Here is a 17,657-nt window from a genome sequence, read left to right as displayed (position 1 = left end):
AACGAGGTAGTACATTGTTTAATGAAGATGTATTAGATTTTATAAAAATTAAAGAAGAGTTGGCTAGTCATTGTAGCTCTATTATTGCTAAAGAAATGGCTTTAGCATTGGAACCTATGACGAGTCGAGAAAAGATTCAAGAGGCTTTAGATGAAACAGCAGAAGCACTGCGCTCTTGGCAAACAGAAATCGAGCAACCTTTAGGGGGGACTCGAGATATACGTGAATCTTGTAAAAAGAGTCGTAAGGATTTTGTGCTTTCACGAGAAGCCATATGGGATGTCTATATAACTATAGGTGCCTATAAACGTATGGTGAAGTTCTTTAGAGCGAAGTATATGGAATACCCATTATTGTCTTTATGGATGCAAGACATGCCAAATATGGACCGTGTGGAACAACGGTTAAAACGTGTATTTGATGAAAAAGGGGAACTGCTCGATACAGCATCTCCTAAATTGGCGAGCCTACGGAATACGATTAGTAAGACGCGAGATCGTATTAAACACGATATTCAAGCCATATTGCATGACAAGGATAATCAGAAATATTTCCAAGAAGCGATTATTACGCAACGCAACAATCGTTATGTAATTCCTGTTAAGCAAGAATATCGTCAATATTTTGATGGTTTAATACACGACCGATCTGCAACAGGGCAAACATTATATATTGAACCGATGCGACTTGTAGAGCTAAACAATGATTTGCAAGAAGCTTTAATTGGTGAGGAGCAAGAGGTATTACGCATTTATAAGGAACTTTCAGCTCTTATCAAACAACATAGTAATGATCTGATGGATGCCTGTGAAAAGGTATCCCATATTGAATTTGTCTATGGTAAAGCAAAACTCGCTATAGCTCAAAAGGCAGTACAAGCCACATTGAGCGAAGGGCGTGACGTCAATTTGATGCGTGCTCGCCATCCGTTGATTCCTGCCAATACAGTTGCACCTACAGATATTCGTTTGGGCACGGACTATCGAATTTTATTGATTACTGGCTCCAACACGGGTGGTAAAACGGTGTCATTAAAAACACTTGGCTTATTATCCCTTATGAACCAAAGCGGTTTATTTATTCCTGCTGAACATGGTTCTATATTGCCGATTTTTCATAATATTTTTGCAGATATTGGGGATGAACAAAGCATTGAAGCTAGCTTGTCTACATTCTCTGCACACATGACACAAGTGATTTCTATTATTAAACATTGTGGTCCTAATGATCTTGTGCTACTCGATGAACTCGGCTCTGGCACAGATCCGGAGGAAGGTAGTGCTTTAGCTGTATCCATACTTGAGTTCTTCCGACAAAAGGGAACTCTCATGATGGTTAGTACTCACTATAATGAGTTAAAGAACTATGCGTACCATACGGCAGGTATCGAGAATGGTCACGTTGAATTTGATGAGCGTACATTAAAGCCTACCTATCGATTACATATTGGCGTAGCTGGTAGTAGTCATGCATTGAGCATTGCAGCGCGCTTGGGGCTACCAAAGGACATCGTTAATCGTGCACGCGATTACAAATCTAAATTTGGCAGTAGTGAAATGGAAAATGTTCTAACCGATTTGAATGAACAATTACGTAAATCATCGGAACGCGAACGGGCACTCAAAAAAGAATTAGATGAAACACGTCGTATGCGCGGTCAATTAGAAAGAGAAAAGAAACAGTTTAATGAAAAACGTAAACAGATGTTAGCGAAGGCTCAAGATGATGCGGAATCGATGAAACGTAGTCTCCGCGTAGAAGGGGAAGCCATCATTAAACAGTTAAAGGCTCAATTCTCTGAGACAAATAAGGATAAGCGCCTATCCGCCATCAATGCAGCTCGTAAAGGAATCTCTAATGTTCACGTGCCAGAGGCACCGGTGAACGATGATCGTAAGACATTATCTATTGATGCAGTTGCTATTGGTCAAGTCGTATATGTCACATCTTTACGCTCGTTAGGGACGGTTTTATCCATTAAGGGCAATCGTGTTACTGTAGATATCAATGGTTTATCTGCTACTGTGAAAGTAAATGAATTGCAATCTACTACGAGAGAAGAATCCAATAAGATTCAACGAGATAATCTTAAGGCCCAACCTAAAACACGCAAGAAAGCAGGTGGCTCTGCCGTACAACGTCAAAAAGAAGTGCGTACAGAGATTAATATTCTCGGTCAAACCGTAGATGAAGCTGTTGTTTCTGTAGGTCGATTTATTGATCAAGCCCTATTAGGCGGCATCAACCAAGTTCGTATCATTCATGGTAAAGGGACTGGTGCATTGCGCGAAGGCGTACATCAGTATTTACGAACCTTGCCACAAGTAGCACATTTTGAAACTGCTGGCTATGATGAAGGTGGCGCAGGTGCTACAAATGTAGTGTTAAAATAATATACAATCCTTACGATAGTGCTAGATAAGAAGCAGACAACTATGAGTCTGCTTCTTTTTTTGTAATAGAAAAGAGGCAAAACCATGTGGTTTTGCCTCTTTGTATGTTGCTTCGCTAGTGGTTAGCGATCTTTTTTCTTCTCTTTTTTAGACTTCGATTGACTTGGTTTGGAATCTGTAGATTCTACCTTGGATGATGAGTCATCGTCTTTTGAGATTGCATCATTCTTATCCTTACCATCCTTTTTATCTTTGTCATCTTTTTTGTCTTTGTCGTCCTTTTTCGGAGCTTCTTTTACTGGATTATAATGGCCCTCGCTGACAGCCGCTTGAGCACTAGCAGGTACATTAAAGTCAGAAGCAGGGGTATTAGCTAATGCGGCCGACATAAATTGTCTCCACATTACTGCTGGCGTTGAACCACCGGTAATACCTAATGTTTCAGATCCGTAGTCATCGCCTATCCAAACCGCAGCAACTAAATCAGGTGTATATCCAACGAACCAAGCATCTTTTTCATCATCTGTTGTACCTGTTTTACCAGCTGCAGGTCTACCGATAGCAGCATTGCCACCAGTACCACCAGTGATAACAGACTCTAACATATCTGTGATGATAGCCGCATCTTTTTCTTCAACGACGCGTTTTTCTTGGATGGAATTTTCTTCCACCACTTGTCCGTTGCGATCCACAATTTTTATGATTGCTGTAGGTTGAACCTTGACGCCACCATTAGCCAGTACGCCATAGGCTTCTGCCATTTCTAATGGTGAAACACCATGAGTTAAACCACCGAGTGCTGTTGATAAGTTGTTATCTTCATCAGTTAAGGTAGTAATACCCATCTTTTTAGCTAAGTCGATAATCTTAGACATGCCCACTTCATCAGCAATTTTTACAGCTGGTACGTTACGAGAATGTTGTAATGCATAACGGTAAGTAATATTGCCTTCATAGTTTCGTTCATAGTTTTGAGGACGCCATCCATTAAAATCAACAGGACTGTCATCAACAATGGAACCTGGAGTTTTACCAGATTGAATAGCAGCTAAGTAAACAAATGGTTTCATAGCAGAGCCTGGTTGACGTTCCGCTTGTGATGCACGGTTAAAGGCATCATCTCCACGACCACCGACCATGGCAACAATATAACCGTTATGTGGATTCATTGCTACAATAGCACCTTGTGGTTGGTGTAGACCATTTTGGTCAGTATACATAGTTGGTAGATTTTGCATTGCTGCAACTGCAGCATTTTGAGCATCCATATCGAGAGTGGTATAAATTTTTAGACCATCTTTATAGATTGCATCATCACCATATTTTTCAGAAATTTGAGCAATTACGTAATTGATAAAATAAGATGCATTGTTGTTTTCGTGAGTTTGCTCTTGCTTAGCAACTAAACCTAAATCTGCTTCGCGAGCTGCATCGGCTTTATCTTGTGTGAGATAACCATACTTAACCATTTGGCCCAATACAACAGCCTGGCGTTTTTTACCGGCTTCTAAGTTGTTGAATGGGGAGTAGTAGTTAGGACTTTGAGGTAACCCAGCAAGCATAGCACATTGAGCTAATGTTAAATCGCGTACATCTTTACCAAAGTAAACATGAGCTGCTGATTGAACACCATAAGCACCTTGACCAAAATAAATTTGGTTCATATACATTTCAAGAATTTCTTGTTTGGTATAGTGCTGTTCGATTTTAAGTGCTAATAAAGCTTCGGAAATCTTACGTTTAAGAGTTCTGTCTTGGGAAAGAAATGCATTACGAGCCAATTGTTGTGTGATTGTAGAACCACCTTCGGATACACCACTATGTACAACATTAACCCAAATAGCACGTAAAATACCGATAGGGTCGATACCGTGATGGCTATAAAAACGGGAGTCTTCAGTAGCTACAAAAGCATCTTGTAATTCTTTTGGTACTTCATTAATTGGGACTGGCAAACGATTCTCTGTGGAGTGAACCGTAGTAATTAAATTGCCATGTACGTCATAAATCTGAGACGATGCAGATGGTCGTACGTTAGATACATCTGGAAGATTAGACATGGTAGCGCTTATAAAACCACAACCGCCACCGGCTACAATAAGAACAAGTAATAATACAATCATCCAAATCGTCTTTTTAGTTGATGCCTTTGGATTGCTCGGGCTAGGAGCTGGTTTACGACGAGCTCTTATATTTGAGTTATTACCCATAGAGTCACCTCTTTTTTAAAGTAAATATAACGTAAAATATATTACGCAGTTATAAATAGTATACCATAAAAGACATAAAACAAACACTATATATAATTGTGAAAGCCTATTTATAATGGTATACTATAAAGAACAGATTTTATGTAGGAGGATTTCCATGATTACAGCACAAGAACAAGTGCGCCAAATTACACATGGCGTATCTGGAATAATTAATGAAGAAGACTTAGTCAAAAAAATAGAACGTTCCATTAAAGAGAATAAACCATTGATCGTAAAATTGGGCCTCGATCCTACGGCTCCTGACATTCATTTAGGTCATACCGTACCACTTCGTAAGCTTCGCTTGTTCCAAGAGTTTGGCCATCAAGTGGTTATTGTAATCGGCGGTTTTACGGCTCGTATTGGTGACCCTACTGGTAAAAGCGTAACACGCCCACCACTTACTAAGGAAGAAGTATTAAAAAATGCGGAAACCTATAAGACCCAAATCTTTAAGGTATTAGACCCTGAAAAAACAATTGTACGCGATAATAGTGAATGGCTTGAATCCATGAACTTCGCTGATGTACTTCGCTTGGCAAGTTCTTATACAGTAGCACGTATGATGGAGCGCGATGATTTTGATAAACGTTACAAAGAAGGTCGTCCTATTGGTGTACATGAATTTATGTATCCATTGATGCAAGGTCAAGACTCTGTAGCATTGCATGCAGATGTTGAATTTGGTGGTACAGATCAAACTTTCAACTTACTTATGGGTCGTCATCTACAAGAATTGGCAGGACAAGAGCCTCAAGTAGTTATTACTATGCCATTGCTTGAAGGCCTTGACGGCGTTCAAAAGATGAGTAAATCCTTGGGAAACTACATCGGTATCGATGAAGCACCAAAAGATATGTATGGTAAAGCCATGTCTATTCCTGATGAATTGATGATGCGTTATTTCATGCTTGTTACGGATATGTCTATCGAAGATCAAGACGACATGGAAGAACGTTTAGAAAATGGCACATTGCACCCACGTGATGCAAAAATGCAATTGGCAAAAACTATCGTTCGTTTATATCATGGTGAACAAGCAGCGCAAGAAGCGGAAGATGAATTTAAACGCGTATTCCAACAACATGCATTGCCAACAGATATCCCTGAATATGCTATTGATAAACCTAGCGAAGCTATTTTCGTACCACAATTCTGTACGGATGCTGGTTTGACTGCTTCTAATGGTGAAGCTCGCCGCTCCATTAAAGCTGGTGCATTCAAAGTAAACGGTGAAAAATACGGTGAAGAAAACTTAGTTCTTGAAGATGGTATGATTGTTCAAGTAGGTAAGCGTAAATTTGTAAAAATTAAATTTAATTAGTTGATATTTTTTGAGTCAATAATATTAATATAAAAACAATGGGGAGCTAATATAATTAGCTCCCTATTGTTTTAACTGAAGATAATTTTTAATATTTTTAATCCCAAATCTTATAATTAAAGGCTGTTTAGTATAAAGTGGAGTATAGTATTGGAGAAAAATTATACATGAAGAAATCGTTAGAATTATTGCTATTTAAACCTATATCTTCTGGTGCCACATATCTAATAAAAAATGAAACTATAAAATCAGCACTAACGTTATTTTGTATCGGTTGGATTATAGTGCGTGGATTGTATTTAATAAATGGAATTCATGTTAAAGCTTGGCAAAGTATTCATATTTCATATCTAGATACATTTGTTGGTTTTAATTTATCATCCTATTTAATTGATTTTACTTATCGATTATTTCTTTCTATTTTGATTGCATTTATATGTTGGATTGTTATGCGAATTTGGGTTAAAGTAGACTTTTTAAAAGTTTTCATGGTAACCCTAGTAATATCTGCATTAAATTTTTTTGTTACTATTCCTAATATTTTAGTTTTTAATTTGGTTAAGAAAATTTCTATTGATAGTCTTTTTTGGGGGAAAACTATATATGATTTTGTTCATTTTCTAGTAGGGCTATTTGAAATTTATGTATACTTTCTATTTACTGTACTCTTATACAGATTAACTAATTTAAACAAATGGGGCATAGCAATATTCTTATCGTTATTGCTAGTAGGTATATCAATCATTTTCGAGCCTTTGGAAGCTTTTTTCAGTTGACTATTAAATAAAGAGGAATTTAATGTTTCGAGATTCAATAAGATTATTAGTATATCCTAATAAAAAGACGATACTAGATATAATTCAAGGTATTACATTTAAAGGTGCAATATGTTTATATACGCTGGCTTGGGTTATCTTGCGAATAGTTATGGGGGATGCTGGTATTGATGTTCTTCATATTTTACCAATTCTTGATCATAAGCTAGTTTATGTTAATTACATAATAGTTTTTGTTGTAGATTATATTTATATAATGTTTAAAACTATAATATTAGCATTCTTGTTATGGTTATTATTAAAATGGTGGCATTCAACCTCATTAAAGCGTTTTATAATAATGACAATATATTCAATGGGGCTTTGCTTTTTATTTGCTAGTATAAAATTTTATCTTCAGTATTATTTTTTGAGTCTGAATTACTTAGATGATAATTGGAGTTTTATAATGTGGAATATTGCCGGTCTATTGGGCAATATTTTAATTTTCTATTCTTGGATAGTATACTTAATGATATTGTATCGATTAACCAATATTAATAAGTATTTATTAATCGTTTGCACTGCATTAATATGTTATGCATTCTATGCAACGCAAATAACTATATCCATATAGTAGTTTTTAGAGATGGCCGTTTATAATTTATATGGTCATCTTCTTGTTTTGGTGATATATATTTGAAAATATGCCCATAAAAAGGGAATTGCGATTGCAGTGATTTTGGATGCAGGAATTAATGTTATTGATGTATGGGTAGAAAATAATGTTCCTATGCTTATAATAGAATAAAAAATGATTTATTCCATAAGAAGGCTATATAGGATTTGGAGGTTACGTAGATGACTTTAATAATGGTTTTGATAATATATATTGGGTCATTATGCTTATTAAGTTGTTATAATTTTTTTAAGATCGGACATTTTTGGAGAACTAATTATAGTGCTTTAAATAGAAAGTGGTTTTTTCTATATTCTCTTATTATTGAAGGTGTTGTACTAATTCTATTGCCTCATATTAGATATTTATTTAATGAACCTTATGTAAATACTACATTAGGAACTATAGTATTTGTGTTTATACTAATAATTTGTAATACTATTACACAATTTATTGGTATTAAACGTTTACTTGATATTGGTGTCACAGATCCAAAATGGTATTTAGCAGTTAATTTTCTCCTTTTGGGATCTGCACTATTTCCAAGTGATATAAAAAATGTTATTGTAAATGCTATTAATATGGTTATATTACTTATGCCGAGACAAACGATTAAGAACAATAAATCAAATTAATATTTTATAATAATATTGAGATAGTACTATTTCCGCCTAATATAGCAGTTTCATCTTTTATGGGATATTTAAATGATAAACTTTTTAGCATTGTTATATTTTGTATCTTAATGCCAATATGAATTGACATAATTTTAATTAAGTTATACTATTTATATGTAAAAGGTTTAATGTGTTGCACTAATTACAAACAGGAGGTTCTCACATGAATCGCGAAACAGCTTATGTATTATGGTTTGATGAATTAAAACGTGAAGACGTAAATTTAGTAGGTGGTAAATCCTCATCCTTAGGTGAATTAACTTCCTCTACAAATGTACCTGTACCTTATGGTTTTGCAACAACCGCATATGGGTATCGTGAATTTATGAAAGAAACTGGTCTTGAAGATCGTATTCGTCAAGAGTTAGATGATTTAGATGATGTAGAAAACTCTGCATTGCTTCGCGAAGTTTGTACAAAAATTCGCCGCATGATTTGCCAAGAAGAAATGCCTTCTGCATTGGCTGAAGCTATTCGCAAATCCTATGAAGAACTAGGTGAAAAGGTAGGCGAAAAAGATCCTTTCGTAGCTGTTCGTTCTAGTGCAACTGCAGAAGACTTACCAGATGCTAGTTTTGCTGGTCAACAAGATACGTATTTAAATGTTCGTGGTGCCGATACAATTATTGAAAAAGTAAAAGAATGTTATGCATCTACATTTACTGATCGTGCAACATATTACCGTGTAAAACAAGGCTTTGACCATATGACAGTAGCATTGAGTGCAGCTGTTCAAATGATGGTATTCTCCAAAGCTGCTGGTGTTATGTTTACAGTTGACCTTGTAACAGGTAATGACAATAATATCTTAATCGAAGGTTCTTGGGGCCTTGGTGAATATGTAGTACAAGGTACAGTTACACCAGATAACTTCCGTGTAGATAAACAAAAAATGGTTATCACTGATCGTATGATTAATGATAAAAATATTCGCCTTGTACGTAAAGCTGATGGCGATTGTATAGAAGAAATCGTACCTGCTGATGAAGCTAATAAACAAGTTATTTCCGATGAACAAGTATTGGAATTAGCTGAATATGCTAAAGCTATTGAAAAACATTATGGTTGCTACATGGATATGGAATGGGGCGTAGATGAAAGAAATGGTAAAATCTGGATTCTTCAAGCTCGTCCAGAAACAGTATGGTCCAGAAAAGATAAATCTGAACAAACTGCAGATACAAGCGTAGCAACTACTACAGATCGTGAAATCGTAGTTAAAGGTTTACCAGCATCTCCAGGTAAAGCTGCTGGTAAGGCACATGTTATCATTAATCCTGAAGATATTGATGAGTTCAAAGAAGGCGAAATCCTTGTTACAGCTATGACAGCACCTGACTGGGTTCCAGCTATGAAAAAAGCCAAAGCTATCGTTACAGATGCTGGCGGTATGACTTGCCATGCGTCCATCGTTAGCCGTGAACTTGGTATTCCTTGTATCGTTGGTACTAAGAGCCGTAGCCATGAAGCTACAACTTCTATTAAAGAAGGCCAAATGATTACGGTTGATGCAACAAATGGTATTGTTTACGATGGTGTGTTAGAAGATGTTGTTAAACCAGCTGCGCCACAAGAACAAGCTGTTGTAGCGAGTGAATATATCCCTGTAACGGGTACTAAGATTTACATGAACTTAGGCGATCCAGACTTGGCTGAAAAATACGGTGTATTGCCTTGTGATGGTATCGGTTTGATGCGTGAAGAGTTCATTTGGACTACTTTCATTCATGAACATCCATTACACCTTATTGAAACAGGTCGCAGTGATGTAGCTGTTAATACATTGGCTGAAGGTATGCGTAAAGTGTGTCAAGCGCTAGCACCTCGTCAAGTAGTAGTTCGTTTAAGCGATTTTAAATCTAGTGAATACCGCGATCTTAAAGGTGGCGATAAATTTGAACCACATGAATCCAGTGCATTACTTGGCTGGCGTGGTGCTTCCCGTTACTATGATCCTAAATACACACCTGCTTTCAAATTAGAATTAGAAGCAATCAAAAAGGTGCGTAATGAATTTGGTTTCAAAAACTTACAAGTTATGATTCCATTCTGCCGTACTGTTGAAGAAGCTGAACTTGTAACTAACTTGATGGCTCAAGAAGGACTTGTACGCGGTAAAGATTTCAAAATCTGGCTCATGGCTGAAATTCCAGCAAATATTATTCTAGCTGACCAATTCAACAAATACGTAGATGGTTACTCCATTGGTTCTAACGATTTGACAATGCTTGTTCTAGGTTGTGACCGCGATAATGAAACAGTCCAACACATTTATGATGAACGTAATTTAGCCGTTCGTAGAGCTATTCGTCATCTTATTGAAGTGGCTCATAAAGATGGTAAAACTGTATCCATCTGTGGCCAAGCACCAAGTGTTTACCCTGAACTTTGTGAATTCTTAGTTAAGAGTGGTATTGATTCCATCTCTGTTAACCCAGATGCGGTTAAAAATACTAAGAAAATGGTGGCTCAAATCGAGCAACGCATGATGATGGATGCACTTACAGGTCGTGGTCGTCAAGATGTAGAAGACCTTGAATGGTAATAAAGATATACTTTATTTGATGATGTAAAGAGGAGGCGAGAGCGCCTCCTCTTTTTCTAAAATGATACATAGGATATAATATTTATATGCGAAAGGAGGGACGGGTGTGAAACTTTCAAAACGACAAGAAGCAATAGCCCATATTGTACGTGAAAAAGGACCTGTTACGGGAAGTGCTATAGCGGAACATTTGGATGTGACACGATCTGCATTGCGTTCGGATTTAGCCGTGCTAACCATGATTGGCGTTCTCGAAGCAAGGCCTAATGTAGGATATTACTATGTTGGCTTGTCGCCAAAGGACCAAACTGCTGAAATTTTAAGGTCTTATAGTGTACATGATGTGCTTTCACAAGCCGTTATCGTATCGCCAGAGACCAATCTATATGATACAATCGTGACTATTTTTACAGAGGACGTGGGTACGATTTTGGTTTGCGAAGGTTCCTATTTACAAGGTGTTGTATCACGCAAGGATTTATTGCGTGCCTCCATAGGTCAAACCGATGCACATACAATGCCTATCTCAATGATTATGACACCCGTTAGCAAAGTTATCACCGTAGAACCATCAGATTCGTTGGCTGTGGCGGCGCAAAAAATGATTGACTATGAAGTCGATTGTTTACCTGTTATAGTTAGAGAAGACGATGAATCACAAGACAGTCCTAAGAAACGATTAAAGGTGGTAGGACGTGTATCTAAAACAACTGTGACTAAGGCGTTTTTAGAATGTAGTACACAAGAGGTATAAAGAATGGCAGAAAAAATTATTTATGCGATATCTGACTCCTTAGGCGAAACTGCAGAGGCTGTTGCGAGAGCAACAGCAAGTCAGTACGATAAGGAACAAATTGAAATTGTTCGCATCCCATATATTGAAGATAAGGCTCAAATTGATGAAATTATACAAGATGCCAAAAATGGTAATCACGTAATTTGTCATACAATTGTGTCGTTAGAATTGCGGAACTATTTACACGAAAAAGCGGCAGAGAATAATATTCCTGCTGTTGATATTATGGGCCCTGTATTGGATGCTGTAGGTACAGTGGCATCTACCAAGCCACGTATGACAGCTGGTATGGTTCATAAGCTAGACCAAGAATATTTCAAAAAGGTAGAAGCTATTGAGTTTGCAGTTAAATACGATGATGGTAAAAATCCATCAGGCTTCGAAAAGGCTGATGTTGTGATTATCGGTGTATCTCGTACAAGTAAAACGCCGTTATCCATGTTTTTAGCGTATAAAAAAATTAAAGCGGCTAACTTACCACTAGTTCCTGAGGTGCCATTGCCAGAGGAATTATTTAAGATTCCGCCTAAGAAAATTGTAGGGTTGATTATTGACCCATATAAATTGAATAATATCCGAAGTGAACGTTTGCGTGCTATAGGCTTAGAAGATGAGGCTAATTATGCCTCTATTGAGCGCATTAATTCTGAATTAGAATATGCAAAAGCTATTATGCGTCGTCTACATTGCCAAGTGCTTGATGTTTCTAACAAATCCATTGAAGAAACAGCATCTCTTGTTATGCAATTAGTAGATAAAAACCGTATGACTGCCGGGAAATAAATAGGGGAGGCGCAAGCCTCCCTATTATTAAATATTATATTGTTAACATGTTTGATAAAGAGGTACTATGAATATTAGAGAACGTATAGAAGAACGAGAAGATATGATCTTATCTCCCTATGCGGCGAGAAGCAGTATGGCATTGCGCGATATTGATGAAGAACCAGATCCACTACGTACCGCATTTCAACGGGATCGGGATAGAATTATACACAGTAAGTGTTTTCGTCGCTTAAAACACAAGACACAAGTATATATTGCACCTGGTGACCATTATAGAACAAGAATGACGCATACCCTTGAAGTAGGACAAATCGGTCGTACTGTTGCGCGTGCTCTTAGACTTAATGAAGATTTAGTGGAAGCCATTGCGATGGGACATGATGTGGGGCACACCCCATTTGGTCATGTCGGAGAATATGCATTACGCGATATGGTGGGCCATTTTAACCATAATGAACAAAGTTTGCGCATGGTCGAAGTATTAGAGAAACATGGTAACAGACAAGGCCTTAATCTTACAAAAGAAGTACGGGATGGCATTTTAGGCCATACGGGACCAACCATACCATCTACATTAGAAGGGCAGATTATACGAATTGTAGATCGTATTGCGTACTTGTGTCACGATTATGATGATGCACAACGGGCTGGTATGCTAGAAGCTAACGATTTACCAGAAGAAGTGCGATTTTATTTTGGCGATACTCCGTCTAGTATGATTACGGCCATGGTGAAAGATATGGTTGAACAATCGTTGGATAAGCCAGCGATTCAGATGTCTGCTGATATTGAAAGCACGATGAATGTGTTTAGACAGTTTATGTTTAAAAATGTATATCTAGCACCTGCATTAATTCCTGATCGTAAGAAGGCAGCTCATGTAGTAAAAAATTTATTTACATACTTTATGGAGCATCCAGGTGATATAGAAACCTATGTAGAACGAAATGGTGTGTATTCCACTGTTGATATTGTCGATTATGTGGCAGGATTAACAGATCAATATGCTATAAAATTATTTAAAGATTACTTTATTCCAAATATTACGCTGTAATAGGGCGACAAAAAGACCGTTACCATTGGGTAACGGTCTTTTTGTTTAAGAGTACATGTACTATTTATTTTACGCGCGTGTAATTTTATTAGAACGAAGGCAGCGTGTGCATACATTTACTTTTTTTGTAGCACCGTCTACAACCGCCCGTACTCTTTGAATGTTCGGTTTCCAAGTTTTTCTTGTGCGAATGTGAGAGTGACTCACGTTCATACCGCTAGATGTGGATTTGCCACATACTTCGCAAAGGTTTGCCATAGTTTCCACCTCCAAGCTTAATCTATAACATAACAAAAGTATATTATCATAAAGACAAGGTTTAAGCAAGTGTTTTTACTACATGCATTGATATTTTATGAAATATACTACAATATTTGGTATACTATAGCTAATATTGTAGTCGAAATCTATGAGATATGGCAAGAGAAATATAAAAATGGATATATTTTCACTATATTCATTAAGTATGTTATATGTGAGGCATTATAATGAACGAAGCACTGACCTCTATTAAGGGAATTGGACCAGGTCGAGAAAAACAACTTCATAAATTAGGCATTGATACTGTATCCAATTTATTGGCTTATTTTCCACGCTCCTATGAAGATAGACGTAAAATTTATTCCATAAAAGAATTGGAAACTGGTATTACTGCGGGGGTTGTAGGTACTGTCGTATCCATTACGGAAAAACGGCCACGGCCTCGCTTATCTATTTTAGAAGTTATCATCACAGATGGAACTGGTCCAATGAAGATTGTATTATTCAATCAAGGATATAAAAAGAACTTTTACAAAAAAGGTCAACGCCTCTATGCGTACGGTAAGGCCGAATTTCAATATGGTTCTATGCAGATGAATTCTCCGCAAATAGAAAATCTCGGGCCAGATGCTATGCCAGATACGGGCATTGTTCCTATTTATCCCTTGGTGGATGGCGTTTCTCAATATGTGGTGCGCGCATCGATTCGAAATTGGTTCGAAGCGCATCATGCAATGGATGAAATTTTACCGCCTGAAATCATGAATTATCATGCGAGTATGAAGCGATATGATGCATTTAAAGAAATGCATTTTCCTTCAAGTAGTGAACGTCATGAAAAAGCACGGTATCAATTAGCCTATGAAGAACTATTTATCATGCAGTCTGGATTGGCTCTGCTTAGAAATAAAGAGCAATGTCATGTAGGGCCTAAGATGAATCTAGATGGTACATTGATGGAACAATGTAGGACGAATTTACCCTTTCAGCTAACGGGGGATCAAGAACGGGCGGTAACAGAAATTTCACAGGACATGCAAGATGAACGGCCCATGCAACGATTATTACAAGGTGATGTGGGCTCTGGCAAAACTGTTGTAGCTACATTGAGCCTTGTAAAAGCCGTAGAAAATGGATACCAAGCTGTTATCATGGCACCTACAGAAATCTTAGCGACTCAACATTATGAAGGGATAACTGAATTTTGTAAAACTTTGCCTATTAATATTGCATTGCTTACAGGATCCACACCTAAAAAAGAAAAGGATAGAATCTATGAGGAATTAGCAAATGGAACCATTCAATTGATTATCGGTACCCATGCGCTTATTCAAGATAAGGTTCAATTTAAGAACCTGGGATTGGTTATTATCGATGAACAACATCGTTTTGGTGTTAATCAGCGTGCCGCATTACAACATAAAGGGGTGTATCCTCATGTTTTAATTATGACGGCTACACCGATTCCGAGAACAATGACCCTATCTGTGTATGGTGATTTAGCGGTATCCCTCATTAAGGAAATGCCTCCAGGACGTAAACCGGTCAAGACGTATGTTGTAGATAGCTCATATAAAGAACGATTGCGCGTGTTCTTTGGTAAGGAAATGGCGGCAGGTCATCAAGTATATGTGGTTTGTCCTCTAGTAGAGGAGTCTGAAAAACTAGATTTGCAAGCTGCAGAAGAACTCTTTTTGGAATTGAAAGACTATTTTTATAAAAGTTTTGAAGTGGGCCTTGTTCATGGGCGTATGAACCCGAAAGAAAAGGATGAGGTGATGCAAGCCTTTCATGATGGTCGTATTCAATTGCTCGTGTCTACAACCGTCATAGAGGTTGGCGTTAATGTTCCTAATGCGACGATTATGTGCATAGAAGGGGCTGAGCGTTTTGGATTATCCCAATTACACCAATTACGAGGTCGCGTTGGACGTGGTGACATTCAGGCGTATTGCATATTAGTTAGCGATTCTAAGGGGGATGTCAGTCAAGAACGATTGCGGTTGATGGAATCCACGCAAGATGGATTTGAATTAGCCGAACAAGATTTATTACTGCGTGGATCTGGCCAATTGTTTGGACTTGCGCAATCAGGGTTACCTGATTTACGGGTCGCTAATATCATAAAAGATATAGATACACTAGTGGCAGCGCGTAATGATGTGCTGTTATATATTCGAGAATTTGGCATCAATCAACTAGAAATTCAAATGAAAGAAGAATTATCAAAAAGATTTGGTGAAAAATTTCTTAGAATATTGTATAATTAAGAGGTAGGGCTAATAATTCTATAAGGTGCGATAATACTAGGTTTTATCTAGGTTTTCCCCTTGTATATAACGGCCTATTCTCGTATAATATAAAAAACAATATTTTTGTATCTATGGAGGTGCCATATGCCATTAATTCATGTTGAACTCGTTGAAGGTCGTACAAAAGAACAAAAGAAACAATTAGGTGAAGCTATCACTAAGGCTACTGTAGACATCGTAAAGGTTCCTGCAGAAGCAGTTAAGGTTATTTTTGTTGATATGAAAAAAGATGATTTTATGGAAGGCGGCATTTTGCGGTCTGAACGCTAATGAAAGCTACGATTATCCGTTCTAGCCCACTGGGCTAGAATGGGTCGTAGTTTTGTTTTTTATTATACGAGAAAGGAAAAACAAATGAGAGACGATAAATTCGGTATGCGTGGATTGACTTTTGATGATGTATTGTTAGTGCCGGCAGCATCTGATGTATTACCATATCAAGTAGATTTAAAGACACAATTAACACGTGATATTTCACTAAATATCCCAATGATTAGTTCTGGTATGGATACTGTTACTGAGTCCCGTATGGCCATTGCCATGGCTCGTGAAGGCGGTATGGGTGTTATTCATAAAAATATGTCCATCGAGGAACAAGCTCATGAAGTTGATACAGTTAAACGTTCTGAGCATGGTGTTATCGTTGATCCGATTTTCCTAAGCCCTCAGAACCTTCTCTCTGATGCAGAAGAGTTGATGCGTAAATATAAAATCTCTGGTGTACCTATTACAGAACATGGTAAACTAGTAGGGATCATTACAAATCGCGATATGCGTTTTGAAACTGATTTATCCCGTCAAATTGGCGAATGTATGACTAGTGAAGGTTTAGTTACAGCTCCTGAAGGTACTTCCTTGGAAATGGCTAAATCTATTTTGAGCAAACATCGTATTGAAAAATTACCATTAGTTGATAAAGATAGTAATTTAAAGGGTTTAATTACTATTAAAGATATTGAAAAAGCTACAAAATATCCTAATTCTGCAAAGGATGCTAGCGGCCGTCTATTAGTTGGTGCTGCTGTTGGTGTTTCTAAAGATATGTATGATCGTCTAGATGCTCTCGTAGCAGCTAAAGCCGATGTTATCATCGTCGATACTGCTCATGGTCATTCTGCAGGTGTATTGCGTACATTAAAAGAGATTAAACAAGCATATCCACATATTCCGGTTATTGCTGGTAATGTGGCAACGGCAGCTGGTACAGAGGCTCTTATTGAAGCTGGTGCAGATGCTGTTAAAATTGGTATTGGACCTGGCTCTATTTGTACAACACGTGTCATTGCTGGTATTGGTGTACCTCAAATCACTGCTGTCTATGAGTCCGCTCAAATCGCAAGACGTTATGGTATTCCAATCATCGCTGATGGTGGTATTAAATACTCTGGCGACATTGCGAAAGCGATTGCAGCTGGTGCCAATGTTGTTATGATGGGTAATATTCTTGCTGGTACTGATGAAAGCCCAGGAGAAACTGTTATTTACCAAGGCCGTTCCTATAAAGTATACCGTGGTATGGGTAGCTTAGGGGCTATGAAGCTTGGTAGTAAAGATCGTTATTTCCAATCAGAAGCTAAAAAATTAGTTCCTGAAGGTATCGAAGGTCGTGTACCTTATAAAGGTATGTTGGCAGATACTATTTTCCAAATGGTTGGTGGTTTACGTGCAAGTATGGGATACTGTGGTTGCCATAATATTAAAGAAATGATTGAAAACACTCAATTTATTCAAATTACGGCAGCAGGCTTGAAAGAAAGTCATCCACATGATGTAAGTATCACCGTAGAAGCACCGAACTATAGTGGTTTATAATGGAGTATTAT

Annotated in this window: 14 protein-coding genes; 12 read left to right on the top strand and 2 right to left on the bottom strand. The window is 37.5% G+C overall.

Going from position 1 to position 17,657, the window contains the following annotated elements:
- Nucleotides 1-14: 14 nt before the first annotated feature.
- A complete protein-coding gene (locus VAHSUH02_RS06265) occupies nt 15-2,393 on the top strand; it encodes an endonuclease MutS2 (RefSeq protein ID WP_005383537.1) in 2,379 nt (792 codons plus the stop codon).
- A 122-nt stretch (nt 2,394-2,515) separates the two neighbouring features.
- On the opposite strand, the gene VAHSUH02_RS06260 is transcribed toward VAHSUH02_RS06265, so the two are convergent.
- A complete protein-coding gene (locus VAHSUH02_RS06260) occupies nt 2,516-4,603 on the bottom strand; it encodes a transglycosylase domain-containing protein (RefSeq protein WP_005383536.1) in 2,088 nt (695 codons plus the stop codon).
- Between the two features lie 157 nt (nt 4,604-4,760).
- On the opposite strand from VAHSUH02_RS06260, the gene tyrS reads away from it, so the two are divergent.
- The 8 genes from tyrS to VAHSUH02_RS06220 all read left to right on the top strand — a co-directional run bounded on the left by tyrS (nt 4,761) and on the right by VAHSUH02_RS06220 (nt 13,261).
- Nucleotides 4,761-5,969 (top strand): tyrosine--tRNA ligase, encoded by a 1,209-nt coding sequence (gene tyrS / locus VAHSUH02_RS06255; protein ID WP_005376034.1) that lies wholly within the window; start codon nt 4,761-4,763, stop codon nt 5,967-5,969.
- A 167-nt stretch (nt 5,970-6,136) separates the two neighbouring features.
- A complete protein-coding gene (locus tag VAHSUH02_RS06250) occupies nt 6,137-6,745 on the top strand; it encodes a hypothetical protein (RefSeq protein ID WP_038148822.1) in 609 nt (202 codons plus the stop codon).
- Between the two features lie 22 nt (nt 6,746-6,767).
- Nucleotides 6,768-7,361 carry a hypothetical protein gene (locus VAHSUH02_RS06245; RefSeq protein ID WP_005383532.1) on the top strand — a complete coding sequence of 198 codons (594 nt, stop codon included), beginning with the start codon at nt 6,768-6,770 and terminating at the stop codon, nt 7,359-7,361.
- 224 nt (nt 7,362-7,585) lie between these two features.
- On the top strand, nt 7,586-8,038 hold the full coding sequence (locus VAHSUH02_RS06240; protein WP_005383531.1) for a hypothetical protein: 453 nt from the start codon (nt 7,586-7,588) through the stop codon (nt 8,036-8,038).
- Nucleotides 8,039-8,243: 205 nt separating this feature from the next.
- Nucleotides 8,244-10,625 (top strand): phosphoenolpyruvate synthase, encoded by a 2,382-nt coding sequence (gene ppsA, locus VAHSUH02_RS06235; RefSeq protein ID WP_005383530.1) that lies wholly within the window; start codon nt 8,244-8,246, stop codon nt 10,623-10,625.
- Between the two features lie 106 nt (nt 10,626-10,731).
- Nucleotides 10,732-11,379 (top strand): helix-turn-helix transcriptional regulator, encoded by a 648-nt coding sequence (locus VAHSUH02_RS06230; protein WP_005379155.1) that lies wholly within the window; start codon nt 10,732-10,734, stop codon nt 11,377-11,379.
- Between the two features lie 3 nt (nt 11,380-11,382).
- The gene (locus VAHSUH02_RS06225) at nt 11,383-12,204 is read left to right on the top strand and encodes a pyruvate, water dikinase regulatory protein (protein WP_005383529.1); all 822 of its coding nucleotides are present in this window, start codon (nt 11,383-11,385) and stop codon (nt 12,202-12,204) included.
- Nucleotides 12,205-12,271: 67 nt separating this feature from the next.
- Nucleotides 12,272-13,261: a deoxyguanosinetriphosphate triphosphohydrolase gene (locus VAHSUH02_RS06220; RefSeq protein ID WP_005383528.1), complete on the top strand. Its 990-nt coding sequence runs from the start codon at nt 12,272-12,274 to the stop codon at nt 13,259-13,261.
- Between the two features lie 69 nt (nt 13,262-13,330).
- Here the strand turns inward: VAHSUH02_RS06220 and rpmB are convergent, their stop codons facing one another.
- A complete protein-coding gene (rpmB, locus tag VAHSUH02_RS06215) occupies nt 13,331-13,519 on the bottom strand; it encodes a 50S ribosomal protein L28 (RefSeq protein ID WP_005386334.1) in 189 nt (62 codons plus the stop codon).
- 230 nt (nt 13,520-13,749) lie between these two features.
- On the opposite strand from rpmB, the gene recG reads away from it, so the two are divergent.
- From recG to guaB, 3 genes are all read left to right on the top strand, one after another.
- The gene (gene recG / locus VAHSUH02_RS06210) at nt 13,750-15,792 is read left to right on the top strand and encodes an ATP-dependent DNA helicase RecG (RefSeq protein WP_005383523.1); all 2,043 of its coding nucleotides are present in this window, start codon (nt 13,750-13,752) and stop codon (nt 15,790-15,792) included.
- Between the two features lie 126 nt (nt 15,793-15,918).
- Nucleotides 15,919-16,104, top strand: coding sequence for a 4-oxalocrotonate tautomerase (locus VAHSUH02_RS06205; RefSeq protein ID WP_005379145.1), 186 nt, complete (start codon nt 15,919-15,921; stop codon nt 16,102-16,104).
- 84 nt (nt 16,105-16,188) lie between these two features.
- Nucleotides 16,189-17,646: an IMP dehydrogenase gene (gene guaB / locus VAHSUH02_RS06200; RefSeq protein WP_038148820.1), complete on the top strand. Its 1,458-nt coding sequence runs from the start codon at nt 16,189-16,191 to the stop codon at nt 17,644-17,646.
- The last annotated feature ends 11 nt before the right edge of the window (nt 17,647-17,657 follow it).

Origin of the sequence: Veillonella atypica KON (genome assembly GCF_002959915.1) — a bacterium.
Lineage (GTDB): Bacteria > Bacillota > Negativicutes > Veillonellales > Veillonellaceae > Veillonella > Veillonella atypica.
The sequence above is the reverse complement of the archived record's forward strand: the minus strand, read 5'-3'. Positions and strand labels throughout refer to the sequence as shown.

Excerpts from the sequence above, each read along its gene's own strand:
- tyrS (WP_005376034.1), top strand. The coding sequence starts at position 4,761 with ATGATTACAGCACAAGAACAAGTGCGCCAAATTACACATGGCGTATCT.
- VAHSUH02_RS06240 (WP_005383531.1), top strand. The coding sequence starts at position 7,586 with ATGACTTTAATAATGGTTTTGATAATATATATTGGGTCATTATGCTTA.
- VAHSUH02_RS06225 (WP_005383529.1), top strand. The coding sequence starts at position 11,383 with ATGGCAGAAAAAATTATTTATGCGATATCTGACTCCTTAGGCGAAACT.
- ppsA (WP_005383530.1), top strand. The coding sequence starts at position 8,244 with ATGAATCGCGAAACAGCTTATGTATTATGGTTTGATGAATTAAAACGT.
- VAHSUH02_RS06250 (WP_038148822.1), top strand. The coding sequence starts at position 6,137 with ATGAAGAAATCGTTAGAATTATTGCTATTTAAACCTATATCTTCTGGT.
- rpmB (WP_005386334.1), bottom strand. The coding sequence starts at position 13,519 with ATGGCAAACCTTTGCGAAGTATGTGGCAAATCCACATCTAGCGGTATG.
- VAHSUH02_RS06245 (WP_005383532.1), top strand. The coding sequence starts at position 6,768 with ATGTTTCGAGATTCAATAAGATTATTAGTATATCCTAATAAAAAGACG.
- VAHSUH02_RS06205 (WP_005379145.1), top strand. The coding sequence starts at position 15,919 with ATGCCATTAATTCATGTTGAACTCGTTGAAGGTCGTACAAAAGAACAA.
- VAHSUH02_RS06220 (WP_005383528.1), top strand. The coding sequence starts at position 12,272 with ATGAATATTAGAGAACGTATAGAAGAACGAGAAGATATGATCTTATCT.
- VAHSUH02_RS06260 (WP_005383536.1), bottom strand. The coding sequence starts at position 4,603 with ATGGGTAATAACTCAAATATAAGAGCTCGTCGTAAACCAGCTCCTAGC.
- recG (WP_005383523.1), top strand. The coding sequence starts at position 13,750 with ATGAACGAAGCACTGACCTCTATTAAGGGAATTGGACCAGGTCGAGAA.
- guaB (WP_038148820.1), top strand. The coding sequence starts at position 16,189 with ATGAGAGACGATAAATTCGGTATGCGTGGATTGACTTTTGATGATGTA.